The 19,233-nt window shown below is 39.4% G+C and carries 22 protein-coding genes and 4 pseudogenes; 3 read left to right on the forward strand and 23 right to left on the reverse strand.

The features are described from left to right. Positions 1-174: 174 nt before the first annotated feature. Positions 175-498 (forward strand): hypothetical protein, encoded by a 324-nt coding sequence (locus ACE3JL_RS19950; RefSeq protein ID WP_375328211.1) that lies wholly within the window; start codon positions 175-177, stop codon positions 496-498. 290 nt (positions 499-788) lie between these two features. On the opposite strand, the pseudogene ACE3JL_RS19955 reads toward ACE3JL_RS19950, so the two are convergent. Further along, a pseudogene (locus tag ACE3JL_RS19955) lies at positions 789-2,037 on the reverse strand (ISNCY family transposase). Between the two features lie 300 nt (positions 2,038-2,337). On the opposite strand from ACE3JL_RS19955, the gene ACE3JL_RS19960 reads away from it, so the two are divergent. Next, positions 2,338-3,411 carry a nidogen-like domain-containing protein gene (locus ACE3JL_RS19960; protein ID WP_375328212.1) on the forward strand — a complete coding sequence of 358 codons (1,074 nt, stop codon included), beginning with the start codon at positions 2,338-2,340 and terminating at the stop codon, positions 3,409-3,411. A gap of 75 nt (positions 3,412-3,486) precedes the next feature. Here ACE3JL_RS19960 and ACE3JL_RS19965 read toward each other — a convergent pair whose 3' ends face one another. The 4 genes from ACE3JL_RS19965 to ACE3JL_RS19980 all read right to left on the reverse strand — a co-directional run bounded on the left by ACE3JL_RS19965 (position 3,487) and on the right by ACE3JL_RS19980 (position 6,765). Beyond that, on the reverse strand, positions 3,487-4,047 hold the full coding sequence (locus tag ACE3JL_RS19965; protein WP_375328213.1) for a hypothetical protein: 561 nt from the start codon (positions 4,045-4,047) through the stop codon (positions 3,487-3,489). Positions 4,048-4,094: 47 nt separating this feature from the next. Beyond that, positions 4,095-5,756 (reverse strand): metallophosphoesterase, encoded by a 1,662-nt coding sequence (locus tag ACE3JL_RS19970; protein WP_375328214.1) that lies wholly within the window; start codon positions 5,754-5,756, stop codon positions 4,095-4,097. A gap of 305 nt (positions 5,757-6,061) precedes the next feature. Next, positions 6,062-6,388 (reverse strand): DNA-binding protein, encoded by a 327-nt coding sequence (locus ACE3JL_RS19975; RefSeq protein WP_190356883.1) that lies wholly within the window; start codon positions 6,386-6,388, stop codon positions 6,062-6,064. A 5-nt stretch (positions 6,389-6,393) separates the two neighbouring features. After that, a complete protein-coding gene (locus ACE3JL_RS19980; protein WP_375328215.1) occupies positions 6,394-6,765 on the reverse strand; it encodes a type II toxin-antitoxin system RelE/ParE family toxin in 372 nt (123 codons plus the stop codon). 116 nt (positions 6,766-6,881) lie between these two features. On the opposite strand from ACE3JL_RS19980, the pseudogene ACE3JL_RS19985 reads away from it, so the two are divergent. Then, positions 6,882-8,535 (forward strand): annotated as a pseudogene (locus ACE3JL_RS19985) (AAA-like domain-containing protein). Between the two features lie 109 nt (positions 8,536-8,644). Here ACE3JL_RS19985 and ACE3JL_RS19990 read toward each other — a convergent pair. The 18 genes and pseudogenes from ACE3JL_RS19990 to ACE3JL_RS20075 all read right to left on the reverse strand — a co-directional run. Continuing rightward, positions 8,645-9,472, reverse strand: a pseudogene (locus tag ACE3JL_RS19990) (group II intron reverse transcriptase); the annotation flags it as partial. Beyond that, positions 9,471-10,451, reverse strand: a pseudogene (locus ACE3JL_RS19995) (DNA cytosine methyltransferase); the annotation flags it as partial. The pseudogenes ACE3JL_RS19990 and ACE3JL_RS19995, both read right to left, overlap by 2 nt. A gap of 46 nt (positions 10,452-10,497) precedes the next feature. Further along, a complete protein-coding gene (locus ACE3JL_RS20000) occupies positions 10,498-10,746 on the reverse strand; it encodes a DUF4926 domain-containing protein (RefSeq protein ID WP_002789664.1) in 249 nt (82 codons plus the stop codon). 145 nt (positions 10,747-10,891) lie between these two features. Then, complete coding sequence (locus tag ACE3JL_RS20005; RefSeq protein WP_271989328.1) at positions 10,892-11,191, reverse strand: hypothetical protein; 300 nt, start codon at positions 11,189-11,191, stop codon at positions 10,892-10,894. Beyond that, positions 11,184-11,435, reverse strand: coding sequence for a hypothetical protein (locus tag ACE3JL_RS20010; protein ID WP_271989326.1), 252 nt, complete (start codon positions 11,433-11,435; stop codon positions 11,184-11,186). The genes ACE3JL_RS20005 and ACE3JL_RS20010 overlap by 8 nt, the downstream gene beginning before the upstream one ends. Positions 11,436-11,627: 192 nt before the next feature. Next, on the reverse strand, positions 11,628-11,861 hold the full coding sequence (locus ACE3JL_RS20015) for a DUF433 domain-containing protein (protein ID WP_008198375.1): 234 nt from the start codon (positions 11,859-11,861) through the stop codon (positions 11,628-11,630). Between the two features lie 131 nt (positions 11,862-11,992). After that, positions 11,993-12,205: a hypothetical protein gene (locus tag ACE3JL_RS20020; RefSeq protein WP_004158042.1), complete on the reverse strand. Its 213-nt coding sequence runs from the start codon at positions 12,203-12,205 to the stop codon at positions 11,993-11,995. Beyond that, complete coding sequence (locus ACE3JL_RS20025) at positions 12,202-12,630, reverse strand: hypothetical protein (protein ID WP_008198370.1); 429 nt, start codon at positions 12,628-12,630, stop codon at positions 12,202-12,204. The genes ACE3JL_RS20020 and ACE3JL_RS20025 overlap by 4 nt, the downstream gene beginning before the upstream one ends. Before the next feature lie 517 nt (positions 12,631-13,147). Next, positions 13,148-13,384, reverse strand: a complete 237-nt coding sequence (locus ACE3JL_RS20030) for a DUF4926 domain-containing protein (RefSeq protein ID WP_002743276.1) — start codon at positions 13,382-13,384, stop codon at positions 13,148-13,150. A 12-nt stretch (positions 13,385-13,396) separates the two neighbouring features. Continuing rightward, a complete protein-coding gene (locus ACE3JL_RS20035; protein WP_024968524.1) occupies positions 13,397-13,717 on the reverse strand; it encodes a DUF6883 domain-containing protein in 321 nt (106 codons plus the stop codon). Between the two features lie 49 nt (positions 13,718-13,766). Then, positions 13,767-13,961, reverse strand: a complete 195-nt coding sequence (locus tag ACE3JL_RS20040) for a hypothetical protein (RefSeq protein WP_375328216.1) — start codon at positions 13,959-13,961, stop codon at positions 13,767-13,769. Then, positions 13,955-14,155 (reverse strand): hypothetical protein, encoded by a 201-nt coding sequence (locus ACE3JL_RS20045; RefSeq protein WP_002743272.1) that lies wholly within the window; start codon positions 14,153-14,155, stop codon positions 13,955-13,957. The genes ACE3JL_RS20040 and ACE3JL_RS20045 overlap by 7 nt, the downstream gene beginning before the upstream one ends. Before the next feature lie 161 nt (positions 14,156-14,316). After that, positions 14,317-14,523, reverse strand: coding sequence for a type II toxin-antitoxin system HicB family antitoxin (locus ACE3JL_RS20050; protein WP_061433427.1), 207 nt, complete (start codon positions 14,521-14,523; stop codon positions 14,317-14,319). 5 nt (positions 14,524-14,528) lie between these two features. Beyond that, the gene (locus ACE3JL_RS20055) at positions 14,529-14,738 is read right to left on the reverse strand and encodes a DUF6887 family protein (protein ID WP_149989501.1); all 210 of its coding nucleotides are present in this window, start codon (positions 14,736-14,738) and stop codon (positions 14,529-14,531) included. Continuing rightward, positions 14,735-14,917, reverse strand: a complete 183-nt coding sequence (locus ACE3JL_RS20060; protein ID WP_149989498.1) for a DUF6888 family protein — start codon at positions 14,915-14,917, stop codon at positions 14,735-14,737. The genes ACE3JL_RS20055 and ACE3JL_RS20060 overlap by 4 nt, the downstream gene beginning before the upstream one ends. A 107-nt stretch (positions 14,918-15,024) precedes the next feature. Continuing rightward, positions 15,025-16,515, reverse strand: coding sequence for a GUN4 domain-containing protein (locus ACE3JL_RS20065; protein WP_375328217.1), 1,491 nt, complete (start codon positions 16,513-16,515; stop codon positions 15,025-15,027). Next, the gene (locus tag ACE3JL_RS20070) at positions 16,515-16,901 is read right to left on the reverse strand and encodes a hypothetical protein (RefSeq protein WP_375328218.1); all 387 of its coding nucleotides are present in this window, start codon (positions 16,899-16,901) and stop codon (positions 16,515-16,517) included. The genes ACE3JL_RS20065 and ACE3JL_RS20070 overlap by 1 nt, the downstream gene beginning before the upstream one ends. Positions 16,902-17,048: 147 nt before the next feature. Beyond that, positions 17,049-19,160, reverse strand: coding sequence for a TIGR00300 family protein (locus ACE3JL_RS20075; protein WP_375328219.1), 2,112 nt, complete (start codon positions 19,158-19,160; stop codon positions 17,049-17,051). Positions 19,161-19,233 lie beyond the last annotated feature (73 nt).

The raw sequence follows: 19,233 nt of genomic DNA on the forward strand, positions 1-19,233 counted from the left end.
CAATTCTTCACCTTTATGAAAATCGATCATTGTAGCTACAATCCTTACTGACAAAGGGTTGTCAGCAATGTATTAGTAAAAATTATCAATTGAATGTTAAGAAGTGCGGAAGGTGGGATTGTTAAGAAACATTAACTCCGTACGTAAAAATAAGGTAGTTCGATGGATAGGATTATGATGACGGTTGTTCTTCATGAACTCGATCACAAAAATGTAACTTTAGCGACCTCAAATATTTGGAGTTTAACTAAAATGACAGTTTCGACGCAAAAAAACAACGGATTCACTCATTTTTGTCAAAATCTTGCCATTGGTTTTGTCGGATTAATGAGCTTAGGACTAAGTGCAGAAGTGTCTCTGGCGGATGCTAGTGTCATCCTCAACGGTTTTGGCGGACCCGCTGGTTTTGGTGAATTATCCCAGGGACCAAACGATGATGGATCTTCGAGTCAGTTAAACTTGCCCAGCAATTCTCATTTTGAAAACAAAAGAAGATAAAGTTCTCTTGTTCACATAGAGAACTTCTGTCTAATTATCATTTTTTTTCAAGATAATCATCATAATTAGCTTCAAGAGACAGTTTTAAAATATCTGCCCATAAAAAACTTATCTCAACTCATAAATTTAGCTGAAATTCTGACCTAATTTGTGGTTTTTTCAATGAATAAAATAATCTTTCCTTCTCTCGAAAAATTGACATTTTTAACTAGAATTTACTTTTTTAAATGGGACATATTCGGTTAGAATAAATGAGAAAAATTCCGACCAATTCTTAAACCAAATAAATTTTAATAGGGTACGAATATCATTAAAGAAAGAAGTCCTAGTTACTAATAGCTCACGAATCTTTTGATAGGTGTAATTAACTAAATCCAACACGGTATGAAATAAAAAAGCTAGTAAATTCAAAGACAATAAGAACTCGCACAAATGATTCTGACCGTGACCAAAGTTATGCTCTAAATTATAACCGTGATTTTTAAGAACGTTATTGCCTTCATTTTCAACTTTCCATCTGCTACGTCCAGCTTTGACAATTTCTTCGACATTATTTTCCGTGATTTTATGATTAGTTATCCAATTATTTTGGTAGATAGTTTTCTGGGTTTTTTCATTGATAACAGTCACTTCACACCAATTAACTTCGAGACTTGAGTCCCCCTCTCTTAAGGGAACTCTAGAAGCATAACGATAACGATAAATTAGATTTTTTCGTCCATCCCATTGTTTCTTTTCAACGGTCCTAACTTCGCCACTTTTTTCTAAAAATTCTAGCCATTCATATAAAGTTTTATGCGACGTTTCCAAACAAACAAAAATAAAATTATAACCTTGTTTTATCGCTAATTCACAAACAGGTTCGTGAGAATATAAGTCGTCTCCTAAAAGAGTTACAGGATAACCATACTTATTTTTATGATTCCTATTTAACCATCTTTTAACGGCCGCATTTTCACAGTCTTGTTTTTGATGTCCATCTTGTTTTTTAATGAATTCTGGCTCTAAATTAATTACTTGTTTTTGCTTAGGAGAAACTACTATCGGTGTGACACAGCCATGAAAATAAGTTGTAGTTCCATTTCGATGATTACGACAGTTACAATGAGGGCAATTAATTTTCTTTGATGAGAAATATTCTGTGCCATCTAACGCCACTAATATTTCTCCATCTAAGTAGAGAAACTTTTTCAAAACTCCCTTTTCTTTTAACCATTCATAGACTTTTTGAAAAGTCCTAGAGATATTAGATGCTGGCACTGGATCTAACAAATTTCTTATTTGATTATCCCCAGGAATTTTTTTAATTGAAAATAAACTTTCAGCATTATCTTTTCCCTTATTGCTTTTCATTAAACGTTGATGGTCTAAAAAAGACGGCGACTGAGTAAAAAAGACTGAAAATGCAGCCATCACGGCATCTTTTATCTCATATTTTCTATTATTTCCAGGTTTCCTCTCATCGGGTAAATCATCTAATTCTTGATGTAAAAATTGCATTAATTCCGAAATTTCTAGGGTTGCCGCTTTTTGAGCCATCTTGGAATAATTTGACGTGCTAGTGGATTTCTATCTCACCCATTTTACCTTAGCTGACAATAATTATAAATTTTTATTTCCCTTGAATTCTCTATTCTAAAAACAGAACTATCTTCCTGATTTAACCCCGTTCGTTCTCAGCCAACCTCTTTGATTGCTTGAGTATTTATACTTAATTTGTCTAGCCAATTGTTTTTTTTATTGTTCGCCTCTTCTAGAAAATAGTTGCTTCGTACTATATTTTCCCTGCCAAAATCGGGGTTAATGCTCTATTTATTTCAAAATGAGAATTGCTGAAACTTGCCCTTTAATATTGACTTTTTTGGCAGTGATTTCAGCACTTTCTTCGTCAACAACAACGGTAATTTAACTTTTGTTAATCCACTGGGTCAATTTACTCCCAGTCCTTTCCCGATTACCAACCAACCGATGATTGCACCCTACTGGGGTGATGTGGATACCCGCGGTACTGGGGCGGTTTATGTGGCTTCTCCCAATGAAAGTACAGTGGTTGTAACTTGGGATCAAGTAGGCTATTATAACTCTCAGACTGATTTACTCAATACTTTCCAAGTCGTCCTCCGGGATCGGCCTGATACCGGACTTGATGGGAATTTCGACATCGAGTTTCGTTACGGACAACTGCAATGGACAACGGGAGATGCCAGTGGTGGCAGCGGTGGTTTAGGTGGAACTCCCGCTCAAGCTGGTTTCGATGCGGGGGATGGAATTAACTTCTTTACTCTCCCCGGTTCGCGCACATCGGAAGTGTTAAACTTAGCCAATATCAGTAACGTTTCCCTTGATACCCCCGGTTTATGGTCTTTCGCTATCCGCAACGGTGAAACACCTGGTAGTACCCCTGACAATCCCTTGCTCCCAGTGATTATCGAGGATGGTTTTCAGTTTGACTTCAATATCACTGAACCCGACCGTCCTTTCTTTATCGACCCCGATGTGGCGGTAGGTTATAACTATATCGTCGATTCAGGTCCGAATATGACCTCAGTGCTTTTACCCACGGGTATCGGTGATGGTTTCTATGAATTGTGGTCAGATTCTAGTGGTGGGAACTGTACCGATTTTGTTTCCAGTGGCACAACCTTGACGGGAGGCACGACTTTTAACTTTGCTTCACCTCTCCGTTGTTTCAGTGTTCGTGGTATTGAAACCAGTGCGGGTTTAGATCCCACCAATCCTCTCGCTTTTGTCACGGGATTGACATTTGAGTCTGCCGGCTCAGTTTCCATGCGTCAAATCCCGATCACTGTATTTGTTGATGATGGTACGACTCAAGTTCCTGAACCGACCACTTCTGCTTTTATTTATGCAGGATTAATGGGTTTAGGATTGTTAGCGCGTAAAGCTAAGTAAGTTGTCAGTTTTATCTTCTTTATTTCACCCCCTACTCCATGAAGAAGTAGGGGCTTTTTATGGGAAAATTTTTTCTTAAGGTTTTAAATTTCCTCCTCGAATAAACCAAGTAATTGTGGCACTGGTAAAAGCAGTGATAGCGACAATAGCTATTTGTTTCCAGTTTTTTAATTCCCCAACTTTCTCGATTAAATCGGGAATTTTTTGGGTTAATACTGCTTGGGATTGAATTGTTCCTTCAATTTTAGCCGTGATAATTTTGACTTCCGTGATTTCTTTGTGTAGGTTAATAAATTGCTTGTTATTTTCTTCTCTCAGGGTTTCTATTTGTTGGCGATTATCTTCCTTTAGCGTATCAATTTGCTCGCGGGTTTCTTCTCGCAGGGAAATCATCTGCTCGCGGGTGTCTTCTCGCAGGGAACTTATTTGCTCGCGGGTTTCTTCTCGCAGGGAAGTCATTTGCTCGCGAGTTTCTTCTCGCAGGGAAGTTATTTGCTCGCGGTTTTCCTGTCGCAGGGAAGTTATTTGCTCGCGGTTTTCCTGTCGCAGGGAAATCATCTGCTCGCGGTTTTCCTGTCGCATTGCCGAGAGTAAGTCTTTCAATTCTTGAATATCATTGCTAGTAACAGTAGTCATACAATTACCCCTAAGAGAATCTATTTAACCAGCATCTTTTAATTTTATTATACTTCACTGACGCTAAAAAGCTCAAATTCATCAAATTTAATTACCTCGGAGTCAGGATAACGAGTATCAAAACGATAACTGCTCACGGTTCCTTTTTCTGTATCTAAAATGCTAAAAACCGTCAGATCATTACTGGCAATATAGGGTAAAGGTTGATTAACCCAATCCACTAGAGGAGCAATATTCGGGATAATTGCTTCTAATCCATTGGGATTACCAATGACCGCATAATTTCTATCGAGAGGTACAGGACGTTTTTTATCACCTAAATAAGCACCATAACTATTACCAACGTTAGAAGATTCGAGAAAATTCATACCCTTAGGACTAAGAAAACGATTCCATAAATGAGAATGACCATAAAAAACCAAATTAACCTTAGCTGATTCTAATAAAGGAATCAGATCACGAATAATATAATCATTTTCTTGAGGATAATCATAACGTACCGATGTAACTGTTCCCGTGGCATCCCGTTGAATTGTCGGCACGGGTTCGGTGTAGGGTGGAACGATATTTACTCCTAGGGTATGGGGAGGATGATGAAACATAACTACCTTATATTTCGCCTCTTGAAATTCTCGACTATTTAACTCTTTTTCTAACCATTGATACTGAGGACTACCCTGGGCAATTGGCTCAAAAATATGCTGACCATAACCCCAGCGATCTGGTCTATCTAAGTCTCTTTGATTTTCGTAATATCTTCCCCTTGCATTGGGTTCTAAATTGGGATTTCTCCAGATATTAGTAACATATAAAACCACTAAACGAATATCGCCAAAGTTTAGAGAATAATATTTATTTTGAGGCAAAGAAAAAATTTCTTCGTAGGTGTCTGTGTTAAAAGCATGATTTTTTAACCATTTTTCATTAATTGCTGCTGTATCCTCCGCTAGTTTTTTAGCAATAAACTGAGGAATAGCATCTTTAAACTGTTCATTTAAATCTATAGAAGTAGAAAATCTGCCCATAACTTCATGATTACCAATAGCAGGAAATAAGGGAGCATTTTGAATAATTTCTCCCCCTTTATAAATAGTCTGAATACCATTCTTTGTAAGAGGATAATTAGCACGACCTTGTAAACAGGGAAAGAATGCCCCACCGCGACTATCATCAAACCATTCGGAAGCTCGATCGGGTATATTAACTAAATCTCCCGCTAAAAAAACCGCATCTACCTGTCCAATAGTTTCGCTAACTTTTTGTAAATTAGCGGCAGTCATAGGCATTAATTGATGATCGGAAGTGAGCAGAATTTTGAGATTAGTTCCTTTTTTTGGTCTTGGGGTAAGGGTATAAATATCACTTCTAATCGCTGTATTTTCTTGAAAACTGGTGACTTGATAGGGAATCCTTTCCCCGGGATTTAAATCAGTAATTTCGGCCTGGTGTCGCCAGATTTCTCGATCGGTTAAAGATTGATAAGCTTCAAGGGTTCTCGATTGAGCATCTTCTCTAACTCTAGTTAATTTGCTAGTGCGAGCGGGTGCTATTTTCTCTAGTTTTTCCCCGTAGCGGACTTGATGGCCAGTGCCAAAAAATTCCGTAAACCAAATCACTTGTATTGATGTTTCGGTGGGTAATTGTAAAAAAGGTTCGGTTAAAAGTTGATCCTTGTTCATTGTCGCTAAAAGATAACTGCTGTGCTGCATTTAAACAGTCTTAAGGAATAATTGAGATATAGCGGTTCTCGCATCTGTGCGGCACACTTAAACCTTTGCTGATTAAGCTGTTCAGGATCGGGAATGTACCTCTTGTGAATCAGAAACGCTATATATAAGTTATCTTGATGCTTAACTATTTATTTAGACGAAAAGTTTACGTTGATCACGCCAAACAATCTAGTCAAATGTATTACACATAATTTGGTCATAATGTCAAGAGTTTTTTCGTATATCGTTAAGATTCACCTATTAATATTTTCCATGCTGTTAGAAATTTCTGGCATCCCTAATTTTTAATGGTAAATAACCATCGTTTTCACCTGAATATCAACATTCAGTTTTTTTCGCAAAACATTGAAAATAGCAGTCAAATTATCCATCGTTGGATTACCTTTTGCTGATAACATTCGCTGTAAACTTTTACTAGGTTTAGAGGTTTCAATTGCTAACTGTTCAAAACCTACAGTTGCATTAACAATATCTCTTAAAATTAATCTTGCTGTTTCTGGTTCACCATTTAGGAAAAGAGAAATAGCTTCATCAAGTAAAGCAATTGTAAATTCAGAATCTCTTTGTACTCTTGCATTAACAGTTTCCTTAAAATCTCTAGTTAGTGCCATAATAACTACCTCTTATCTCTATTATCGTTGTCAGTTGCTTGCTCTTTGCTAATTTCTTTTTTTCGTCTTTTGTACTCTTGGTATAATTCTTTAGCACGATTAATATCAGATTGCTGATTTTTCTTTGTTCCTCCACCAAATAATACTATAAGCTGTTTACCATCTTGAGCTAGATAAATCCGGTATCCTGGACCCCAATCAATCTTATATTCCCCAATTCCATCAAACCATTTAACATTTGATGTATTGCCTAATTCCAAACGAGACTTAGCAACTGTTACCTTTGCAGCAGCTTGGACATCCAAACTATTAAACCATTCTTGGTAAGGACTCGAACCATCTTCTTTAAGATATTCTTGAACTTTTATAATAGGCATACTGTTATAGTAACTTATGTGTTACCTTATGTCAAGCAGTATTATTTTAATTATTTTAAATAAACTTTTCCAAATAAATGTGTAAACTTAAAGAGTTCACCTATTACCAAAATTCTATGACTCGCTGGTTTAATATTGCCGGTCCCTGTAAAGACGATATCCACTATAAGTACCTAAGCAAAATTAATTACACATATCTAACCCCCTCTTGCCTTTTGCCTCTTGCCTTTTGCCTATCTTTACTAGGAAATTAATTTTGCACGACTACTTATGCTCTCTCCCACAGTCAGATTACCAGATTTAGAGGAGCTAATTCAACAACGTAGTTATTTTGTCCTTCACGCACCACGACAAACAGGGAAAACCACCGCTATGTTATCCCTAGCAAAACAACTTACTGATACTGGAAATTATGCCGCAGTCATGGTATCAGTGGAAGTAGGAAGTGCATTTAATCATGATCCTAGTGCCGCAGAATTGGCAATTTTAGGGGCATGGTATAATACAATAAATATTCGTTTACCTAAAGAATTGCAACCACCTGTAAAAGAATGGCAACAGGAACAACCGGGAAGCAGAATTAAGGCTTTTTTATCAGATTGGGCAACATCCTTAAACCGTCCCATAGTATTATTTATAGATGAAATTGACTCTTTACAAGACCAAACATTAATATCAGTTTTACGACAGTTAAGAGATGGTTTTCCCAATCGTCCAGAAAATTTTCCCTCATCAGTAGGATTAATTGGTTTGCGAGATGTGCGAGATTATAAAGTAGCATCGGGAGGTAGTGATAGATTAAATACATCCAGTCCTTTTAATATAAAAGTTGCTTCTCTGACTATGCGAAATTTTAATCTTGCAGAAGTGGGAGAATTATATCAACAGCATACAGCAGCAACTGGACAAATTTTCACACCAGAAGCAATAGAAACAGCTTATGATTTAACTCAAGGACAACCTTGGTTAGTTAATGCTTTAGCTAAAGAAATTGTAGAAAAATGGTAAAAGATAGAAGTATTACTCTTACAAAAGAACACATTTTAACAGCCAAAGAAATATTAATAGCTCGTCAGGATACTCATTTAGATAGTTTAGCAGAAAGACTCAGAGAAAAACGAGTGAAAAACATTATTGAACCGATTTTAGCAGGGCAAACCTTACCCGATACCCTAGCAGATGATCGCCAATATTTAATAGATTTAGGATTATTACGACTTGATCCGATGGGGGGATTAGTTATTTCTAACCCCATTTATCGTGAAGTAATTCCACGCGTTTTAGTACAAGGAACTCAGGACAGTTTACCTTTAATTAGTCCTAGTTGGTTGACAGCAAAAGGTGAATTAAATATAGATGGTTTATTAACTGCATTTATCAAGTTTTGGCGACAACAGGTCGAACCGTTATTAGGTAGCACTGGTTATCATGAAATCGCTCCACATATTGTATTAATGGCTTTTTTACATCGTGTGGTTAATGGTGGGGGAGTTTTAGAAAGGGAATATGCCATTGGTAGTGATATAATGGATTTATGTTTGCAGTATAAAGAGGTAATTTTAGGGATTGAATTGAAGGTGTGGAGAGATAAAAAACGCAATCCACAAGCTGATGGAATTGAACAATTAGAATCTTATTTAGGACGTTTGGGTTTAGATTTTGGTTGGTTATTTATCTTTGATAGGCGTTGCTTTACCTATGGAAGAAAGGTTATCATCTGAAGTTGTGGTGACGGAAAATAAATATAGAATTACTGTGATTAGAGCTTGAGTGTTTTTAAAACTCACTGTTTGGGTAGAGTCGATGGGAGGTATTATCCTCCGTACCTCTCTCTTAGAGCCGAGCGTGCGACTTTCACCGCACTCGGCTCCCGATAATCTTAGCTTTCACTTTTGCACCTGTGGATGTAATTTTGGCATGATTCGTGTACTGCTAACAAATTATTAGCTCGACTGTTATAATGATTTCTATTGATGTGGTGCAGTTGTATTTTTTCCTCATCAATAAATTTCAAGCCACAATATCCACAGGTATGTTTCTGTCGGATTAAAGTCCTAGAAGTGGCTCCGTTGTCAAGTTTGGACTGTCTCTTAGACCAGTAAACTAAGTCACCGTTAAAAGGTGAATAATCTCCTCTAACGTTGATGTGCTTGTTTTCTGAATATGGCACAGGTGGAAACGCTTTTTTGACTAAATTTGCATCCATCTGGCGGGTTACCTTTTTTTCTTTTAAGAACACTTTATATGTCATAAGCTGTTGGTAATTTAAATTGCTGGTTGAGACGAGGCAAAAGGCAAGAGGCAAAAGGCAACAGTAAAGGGATTGGGGAGGGGTTCAGCTAATCTAAGAATAAGCGGTTTAAATGCGTCTTAGCTTATAATTAAGTTGCCATAATGAGAATCTTGAGCCATTCAGTTGACAATAGCGGTGGTAGTTTCTCCATCCTCTGACTATTGGAGCTAATTTTTGGGCTTTAATCTTTGCCCCATAATTCGAGTGATTGACGATAGCTTTAACTTTCTGACGAAAGGCTTTAAAGTTTTCCTCTGAGGGATAACTTCTAAATTTTCCGTTGACTTGCACAACAAAGTGCCATCCTAAAAAGTCAAATCCTTCTCTCGAGGCTACTAACCTTGTCTTCGATGGCTGAATATTTAGACCTCTTGTAGCTAGAAAACTTGCAACTTTTTCCCGAATCTCTTCCGCTGAACGAGAATGAATTAGTTGATGCTTGCTCAATATCTAACAAAGACTCGATTACAGAATTAACCACAGCAGCTACGCAGGAAATCGCTACACTATTACCGGTTAATTTTCGCATAGTTTGATAACTACCGACAATTTGATAATCATCGGGAAAACCTTGTAAACGGAGCATTTCTCTTGCTGTTAAACGTCTTTTCCCATCCACTAACAAATAATTATAGGATGCTCCTGCTCGCAAGGCACAGGAATAGGGATAAGCGCTGACATTTCCTCCTTTATTTTCGTGCCAGATAGTCGGTTCACTATAAGTTTTTTTTCCCTCTCTTTTCAGCAGGCGACTTTTTTGAATTTTTTCGGAAGCATAATAAAAATCCGAGACATTTTCCTCTAATATTTCCGTTAAACTTGTTCTAGATAAAGCTGGTTTTGGCCAGATAAAACCCCTAGTTTCTCGGAAACCAACGATAAAAATTCGTTCCCGTTTTTGCGGTAAACCAAAATTAAGCGCATTCAAAACCCGATAATCGGTATAGTAATCTAAATCTTGCAGAGTATTGAGAATAACTTCTAAGGTTTTTCCCTGTTGATGTCCCTGCAATTGCTTGACATTTTCCAGAATAAATGCTGCGGGTTGTTTGGCTTTTAAAATGCGAGCAATCTCAAAAAATAGCGTGCCTCTGGTGTCTTCAAACCCCTTTAAATCACCACAAATACTAAAGGGTTGACAGGGAAATCCCGCCATTAAAATATCATGATTGGGAATATCTAGGGCAGCGATTTCGGTAATATCTCCCTGGGGTTGTGCGCCAAAATTAGCGTGATAAATTGCCTGAGCGTCTTTATCTATATCACAGGAAAAGACACAATCAGATTCTAAGTTTTTTTGGCGACAAACTTGTTCAATTGCCAATCGAAACCCTCCCAAACCAGAAAAGAGGTCAATAAAACGGATTTTTTTACTATCTTTCAGGAGATTCATCGGTAATTAAAATTGCAGCGATAGGGACATTCTCTTTGATTTTAACTTATTCAACTTTCACTAAAGAGCGGACGGTAAATATTTCATTGGCCTGTAGGGGTTTAATCGCCGAAATTGGCACAGTAACTACTGAAATTGACTCACCGAGAGCGTTAAAAACCTCTAAAATTGCTCCCATTTCGCCATTGCTAGGATGGGGGATTAAATCCACTAATACTGCCACATCTCCCGATTTGAGATTGTCTTCGGGAACATCAAGACAAAGAACCACATGATCGTATAATCTAACATCCATAATTATCTATCCTTTCGGGGTTTGAGAGTAACAAACTGAAAACAGTCGTCAATGTCTGAACAGCAATCGGCTTTTGATCCTTGTCTAATACATAGCTTTTGGTAATTTCTAGCATTTGGAGTTCCTCTAAAAGTTCTCTAGATTATTATTGATAAGCTGAATCGTGATCGGAATGTAAAGAAAGTATTCGTAAATAATCACCTTCTCTAGCGGCAATTGCTCTACATTTTTGCGTGATTCTAAAACTGTACAAGTTTTCTCCTTTTTGACCTTTTTTAGAATTAATCTTCTCCCATTTTAATCCTTGATCTTGATATAACTGCTCCCAAGTTAGTTGAGAAATTTTCCTGAAAGTTTTCAGAGCGGATGATGCTTCACTTTTGGATAAATTGAATAAATCTCGCTGAAAAATTGGGTTGTTCAGATCAAGTAAAACCTTACTCATGATTTTCGAGTTTGCTCTCTAGGGATTCTAGATCTGATAACTGCGGTGGATGATTAGCATTCCATGTCAGAGCTTGATCTAATTTTTCTCGAAAAGGCGATCGATTTATCCAGTCTTCGTTTACCGGATAGCGATCGAGTAAATTTTGATAAAACTCATTCCACAGTTGACCCCATTCTTTTAGATCGATAACAACTGCTGTTTTTTCTCCTGTTTCATCGACAATATACTGAATACCTTTCATGATTTAAATTGTTGTGAGATGGATATTAACTAATAACTATATTTTAATCGATTCACGAGAAGATATGGATTTGACAATTTTATCCCGTTCCCATATTCTACCGGGGAACGCTCCCTTCAGTTTCTACCTGAATACTGGTTTAAGGTAGAGCCTTAGATATGGTGTTCTAAGGCAGAGCCTCGGAATAAGAAATCATGCCGAAGTGAAGCTAACGATATAATCGGATACAGCCCAAGCTGCATAATTAATAGCCTGACGAATATCTTCCTCTTCTAACTCTGGATAAGCCTCTAAGACTTCCTGAATAGATAACTGACTAGCCAACAGTTTCAGAACAAATCCCACAGTGATACGCATTCCTCGAATCGTTGGCTGTCCAAGACATATTTGTGGATTAACAGTAATACGGTCTAGCTCTTTAATCACTGTGGAACTCCTGAGATAAACTTATTCTGTATTGTTACATACAGCCATGAATCATTATCGCTTTAACTCTTGTGTTGGCAATGAATTGGCAATTAATCAGAATTAATCTATAGCGTTTCGCTCAAGCCAACCTAAGAGGCTGTTGTGTTGGCGTTGAAAGCTTTGGTGTGTTCTTCTCGAATTTTATGAATTTCTTCAGCATACTTGAGAGTAAACCCGTAGGATTCCGCAGCCTTTTCCGCAGCAATGCGAGACTTAACTAAATAGTCATGGATAGACGTGCATTCCTCCGATAATCTTGTTTGAGTTTTATCTTTTTCTTGCAAAATCTCTGAGTGGATCATAAGTTATTCTCCTCTTTGAATAGTTCAAGTGGTGTGACAATTTCAGGTGTTGACAAACCAAGGCGGGCATTGATAACGCGAATATGCTTCCGTTTGTTAGCATTCGCTAGGTGGTTGCAATTCCAAGTAACGAGATATTGAATGTCGAAATAGCTGGCATAGGCAAGATAAAACTCGACAACTTGTTCAAGAGCAGAAGTCGGCGGTAGTAAAGGAATCCTCGAAACCAAATGAATAATTTCAGCTTTACGCGGATAGTTTCCGTTGGTTAGTTCTTGAAGCACGGCATCCGAAATATATAAATCATAATAACTGGACATCTCCGACCACCACTTCCTTGTGATTTCGGTAAAAGTTTTTAGAGCTTCACGCTCATCAAAGTAATAACTCGGAACCGTGGAATCCAAGTACACTTTTTCTTTCATGATAATAACTGATCGACAAGACTAAATCAAAGCCTGAAGCAGCGGTATGGTAGCCCCCTCTATTCTACTATCCTATCTCTGTAACGAAGTTATTGCACTGTCATGCTTGACCTCGATCATTTCTCAGAGCAATCGCACTTGGACTTGATCGCATTGAAACTTCTCCATTTTATCCCAAACATTAGCGGTGCGTTACACGCGCGTTTTCGCACCCTACAAGATCAGCGATCGCACTCCTCTTATATTGTTACATACAGCAATGAATTGTTATCGCTTTAACTCTTGTGTCGGCAATGAATTGGCAATTAATCAGAAATTAATATAAGCAATTATTGTAGGTTGGGTTGAGCGAAACAATACTGGGTCGAAAATGGCTCAATTCGATTGTTTAAGCGAAACCCAACCACCCCAAAGGTTACTACTGAAATTGACTCACCGAGAGCGTTAAAAACTTCTAAAATTGCTCCCATTTCGCCATTGCTAGGATGGGGGATTAAATCCACTAAGAATAACAGAATTATATAATTTGCAATTCATCCTGTTTAAGATTTTGAATTGATTCAATCTTGGAAACTTCTACAGCGATAACTGTATAGGCTTTTCCCTGATTATTTAACACTTCTAAAACATAGCCATCCTCTTGGCCTTCGGGTCGAGGACAATAATCCACGATAATCGCGTGAGTGCCACGAGACAAATTAGATTCTGGCAAATCTTCGGTTAATTGAACTTCGGAAAACATATCAAATTTCATAGTCTAACTCTTTTAATCTGGTAATAAAGTCACAAATCTTGTTTCTTTCGTAAGTGAGTCGATAATCCAATAAGTAGAGACTCGTAAGTTTATCCCGTTCACCCCTTGTAAAAGTCCTTTAATTTCATAAATATCACCGAACTTTGTTTGTTTATTTAAGGTGGCCTCGTTGAGAAGAATACGTCTTAAATCTTGTTCTAATACCTGCCAGTTGTCTAAATTATATCCTGCTTGTGCCAGAAAGCCTGATTTATCATCTTTGGGTTGTAAAACTAGCAAATACCGGGTTAATTTAGCTGGTGGGATTGTCGCATTGGGATTTAAATAAGGCATTTATATTGTAATTTAGCCAATTTCTTTATAGACTTCTATAAAATAGATTTTACAGTATATGCGGGCAGTATTGCCAGGCTTTTTCTTTGTCTAGGATTTGATCATTTTCAACTTCTTCGATGAGTTTTCCTAGTCCGTAATCCTCTAGGATTTCTTCGATTTTTTCAAATTCAGCAATGGAAATCTGAACGGCAATCGGCTTTTTATCTTTGTCTAATACATAGCTTTTGTTAATTTCTAGCATTTGGTTCTCTCAATAGTATCATTTTCGCTATTTTTTGTCATGTTTTGGGCGGTATTTAACCGAACTAATTTTCTACCACTTTTCCCTTGTCTCTCCCTCCAATCAGCGCAAATCGCTTTTATATCGTAGTTGAAAGACTTGGCGTGTTCTTCTCTAATTTTATGAATTTCTTCGAGTATTTCATCTTCCCACATAGCTCATTCTCCCATTAACTCGTAAGGTGTACAGATTAGCGGTAATTTGTAGCCGAAATCCGCGCATATATTGAGAAGTTTTTTCTGAATTTGAGCATTAGTAATATGTTTACAGTTCCATGTTAACAGATAAAAGTCGCGGACAGGATGCAGGTGATCGGTTACGCTTCGATATACTGGCAATAGGTGGCTGGTTGGGGAATTGGCAGCCCTTCCTCTTGTAATCCATCCAGATGAAATTGAATTGCTTCTTTCATATTTTCTGTGATTTCCTCTAGGGTTTTACCAGTAGTAACACAACCGGGTAAATCGGGAACATAAGCGGAATAGTTATTTTCAGCTTTTTCGATAATAATCGCATAACACACGATTTCTATTCCTCAATTATTTGATTTAATTTTTCCTTGAAAATCGTTTCTATTTCTTTATAGGACATCGTTTGAGGTGCGGGATATTTAAAACTGTCTTTTTTTCGGCTTAATAATACTTCTAGTGCTTCACTAAAAATAGCTTCTTCGTTTCGATGTTCCGAAAGATACTGACGGAGTTCTGCGTTAGTCATTTCCGAAGGTGATTTTTTCATAATTCAAAGTTCCAATTTCCCTGTTCATCGATTAAAATGCTGATGTCTTCATTGGTTCCCGCTAAAATATAAATAATTTTGAGTCGGCTATCATAGCGGAATAGGTATATCGGTTGGTAGAGATTAGACAGCAATTGACAAATAAAGATAGCGGTATCTTTCTGTTTTTGAGTCGGCAAATATCTTCTCCTAGAATTGTGCCAGTTTTGTTATCCCTATTTTACAGGATAGGAGGGTGGTGGGTTACGCTTCTCTAACCCACCTTAAGCACTGTAACCTTTATATGTTACATTTTACAAGTCTCGACGCGAGAGAAGATAGAACGACAAGCCTCTCCTACCCTCCAAGGTCCTCCCAATAAAATTTGCTGTCCTGGGAGGTGTCCTAGGGGTGCTTTTAGGTCAAAAGTAACATCATTGTAGAATATCCAGCTATTATTCACTCGCCAGCCTACTCTATCTCCGAAAGCGTCCCAAACTCTTCTATTATACTGCCGCGTCCCACCGAGTTCGCGGTAGATTTTCGCCTGCACGGAAAACCCGAAGCGACCGCCACTATATTTAACCCATAATTGGTCAATGGTTCGCAAATCTTCGCAGGGGAAATTATCCATATCCTCTACCTGTAGCCATCCTTCTTTTGTTCGATTGGCAGCCTGTAGCATCACTGTCGCGGTTTCATCGTCCGCTTGCTTCCATTGCTGCCGTTTTAATAAATCTTCTAAGTTCCGATAATCGATTCCTTTGGCACTTTTAAGTTCGATTTCTTCCAGTTTCGGTGCTGCGGGTTTCGGGGTTTCTGTTATCGTTTTCGCCGACTCGCCATTTATCGGTTCCGTTTTAGGGGAAGGTGGGACGGGTTGTTGTGCTAGTTTCAGGGTAATCCGGTCATAAACTTTTAAAACCTTCGGATTCGTGGGGTCTAAGGCTAATACTCGCCTCATTAACTGTTTTGCTTCTTCTAGTCTCCCGTCACCTTCTAAATCTAACGCTTCCTCTCGCAGTAACGCGATATCGGTGATAGTTGCTTGTTTCGGTAACAGAATCAGATGATTCTTGTAGTTTGGTTCGACGGTGGAGTGGGGAGTCTGCGGGGGTTTGTTGTATTGTCGGTTGATTTCCGGAACTCGATGGAATAGATGATTACAAAGTCTCTCCACTGTCGCGCAATTCCTTTCCCCCTCAATTCGCAAAGCCTCCAGAAGCGCGTAGGTAAACGAACTCATTCCCAAAGCGGGAATTTGATAGGATTCTTCCCCCGGACTACAGGAAGCGATGGTAATCACTCCCTGTTGGGGTTTTCCTCCCGCGGATTTATTGCCGAATCGCATCTCGTTCCGGCAAGAGTCCAACAACAGAATGATATTATCCGCGCCGCATTTGCGTAAGCGTTGGGTGAGATAGGTGAGAGAAATGGTGGTATCTGGGAGCAATTGGGAGTGTCCATCGTGGGGAACGAGGTAATCCTGTTCCTGATGTCGTAATCCGTGGCCACTGAAGAAAAACCAGAAGTTATCCCCCGTCTCCAACTGCGGGGACTCGAAAAATTCATGGAGGAAGATTTTTAAATTTGTGGCGGTGGGTTTCGTTTCTAGAAAAGTACCGCTAGGCGTTTTAATGGGGTCAGAATCATCGGTAAAGAGGAAAACTTCGTCAAACTTGGCTTCTTCTTTACAATAGCGAAACATAGCCTTCGCGTCTTCGATGGCGCAATCTAGCTTGTTAAAGTGTCCCTGTTTATAGGCTGTAATGCCGATGATAAATGCCCAGTTCGCCATTAGTCCGCAGTCGGTGTGTTTTTCTCGTCTCGCTTGAATTTTAGGGTTAATCCGCCTTTAGTGCCGGTCTTAATCCCCGTCCCTAACAATTTTACTTCACCCTCCCCGGTAATCTCTACGCAAAGCTCTACTTCGTCGAGTTTAAAACCGGTTTGTTGGTTGACCTGTTTCTGTGCTTGATTGAAGACTTTGCCGATAAGCTGGAGAAAATGGGAAAGTTCTGTCTCTAGCTTCTCTATGCTCACTTTTACGCCACGAGTCGCAGCTTCGGTGATAGTTTTCCTCGTGTCCCAGGGATTGTCATAGGTGTCGTTTCCTTTGGCATCTTTATCGACGGTGACGGGGGTATCTTCTGCGGTGATAATCCAAATGGTTTCTTCTGGCATAGCGTTCTCGTTTTTCGGCAATGGTTCTCCTTTATTATTCTAGTTACCCATTGCTAACTCACCTATAGAGATAGGGGTTAATAGTCCCAAAAAAGGGGGTTTAAATACCCCCAAAGCTCATAAGTTTTATGTTTTAGAGTATTGGTTTTAAACCGTTTCTACCAAGGGACGGGTTAACTTATCCAACTGTTGGGTTAACAGACTCAGGAATAAACCCACATCGGTGACAATACCGACGGATTCTACGGAACCTCGATCGCTTAATTTTGTCACCACGGCCGGGTTAATATCAACACAGACCATTTTCACCCCCGCCGGTGTCATATTGCCCACACCGATGGAATGGAGCATACTAGAGAGCATGAGAATCATGTCTGCACCTTGAATTAAGCGGGAATATTCTTCCTGTGCTTTAATTAAATCCATCTCCGTATCCGGAAGCGGACCATCATCGCGAATTGAACCGGCCAAACTGAAGGGGATATTATTCTTGACGCATTCATACATTACGCCTTTTGTCAATACCCCGGCCGATACAGCTTTAGCGATGCTGCCGTGGCGACGGATGAGGTTGATAATCTTGAGGTGGTGACGATGGCCACCGCGCACCGGGATGCCTTTCTGCATATCCACCCCTAAAGAAGTACCCATGATCGCCTGTTCCATGTCGTGAACTGCGATCGCATTTCCCCCCAGTAAAGCGTGAACGTAACCATCGCGGATTAAACGGGAGAGATGTTGCGCTCCTCCAGTGTGAATGACCACCGGACCTGCCGTTACCACCACTTTACCGCCCTGGTCGCGAATTTTACGCATTTCCCAGGCAATCTGCTCGACGGTTAACTCGACTCGGCGCTCGCTGGAAACCCCCGCACCCATAAAGGTAAATTCCTGAGTGCTGTTGCGTTGTTCCCTGGATTCCGCCTGTCGGATAGTACGGATGCCCTCAACTCCCACCATAACGCGATCGCCAGCTTTTAAATCCCGCAGCAGAGTACATTTTGCCGTTTTGCCTTCCGGACTTTCAGTGACGACGATGGCTGCATCCATGCGTTGATTTTCCACCCGCACCCATTCACAGTTAACCCGCACTTCCGTGGGATAGATGGTGCTGACATAAAAATCATCGGGAGCGACCCCATCTTGTGCCACCACTGCGGTATTGACATCACAGATTTCTTGGGGACGAGCGGCCGCACCGAGGTCGATCAATTGTACCATGATCTCCTCCATTACCTCGTGAGAGGGTGCAGAAACCCGCACTTCGGCCGAGGAGGTACTTTGGCGCTCAATCCCTAAGGTGAAGTTTAAAACCTTGAAGCTGCCCCCATTTCCCACCACAACATCGAGAGCTTTATTCATAATTCCCGCGTCGAGCAGATGACCTTCTAGCTGGAGAATGCGACTTTCAATGGTGACATTAGCGTGATGGTCTGGAATTAAGGGTTCTGTGGTACGCAGGGTTAAACATTTAGCGGCTCCCCCTGCTTTTAAGAACTCTGTCAGGGGAGTTTGTACCACTTCAAAGCCTTTTGACGCTAACTTATGTTGTAAATCGTCACTAATTTTATTCATGACGATTACTTGACCGATATTCACAGCATTACAAGCAAAGTTAACCGCATCTGCTTCTTCAACGATAATGCGTTTTTCTTCGGGAATTTTTAACTCAATTAACCGATTAGAATAGGCATCAAAAGCATCAGGATAGTAGAGTAGATAACCGCCACTAAGGGGACAAAAACAGGTATCAAGGTGATAGAAACGTTCATCGATTAAACGTAAGGATAAAACCTCAATATCGAGCCATTTAGCGATTAAAGGGTGAGAATCTAACTCAGTTCTAAAGCCATATCCTGCCCATAACCAGCGTCCTTCCCGATCTAATAATGCGTCTCCTGCACCTTCAAAAGGTAAATCTTTGGGCAGTTCGTGAACTGTAAAACCGTTATCTTCAAACCACTGTTTAAAATAGGGTTCCTCTCCCTGTCTTTCTTTGTGTAAAAAGCGACTGAGAACGACTATTTTTTCCAGAACTAAACCTGCATTAGCGGTAAAAACCATGTCGGGCCAGCCTTTTTCTGGTGGGACTAAATCCACGAGCGCCCGATCTTTGAGAATATGATAAAGCTGCTGCCATTGTTGCCTAGCTTTTTCCTGGGAAGATTTGTGAATGTTGCCCTCCATCCAGGGATTAATCACATAATCCACATCGTAATGATCGGGAGAACACATCAAAAAGCGAATAGTTTCAGTCATATTTTTTGACAATGAATATTCAGTATAAGTAGTCTGGGGATAAGTTTAGACCAATCTTCCATTATACTCTACT

Origin of the sequence: Microcystis sp. BLCC-F210 (assembly GCF_042134685.1) — a bacterium.
In the GTDB taxonomy this organism is placed as follows: domain Bacteria; phylum Cyanobacteriota; class Cyanobacteriia; order Cyanobacteriales; family Microcystaceae; genus Microcystis; species Microcystis aeruginosa_D.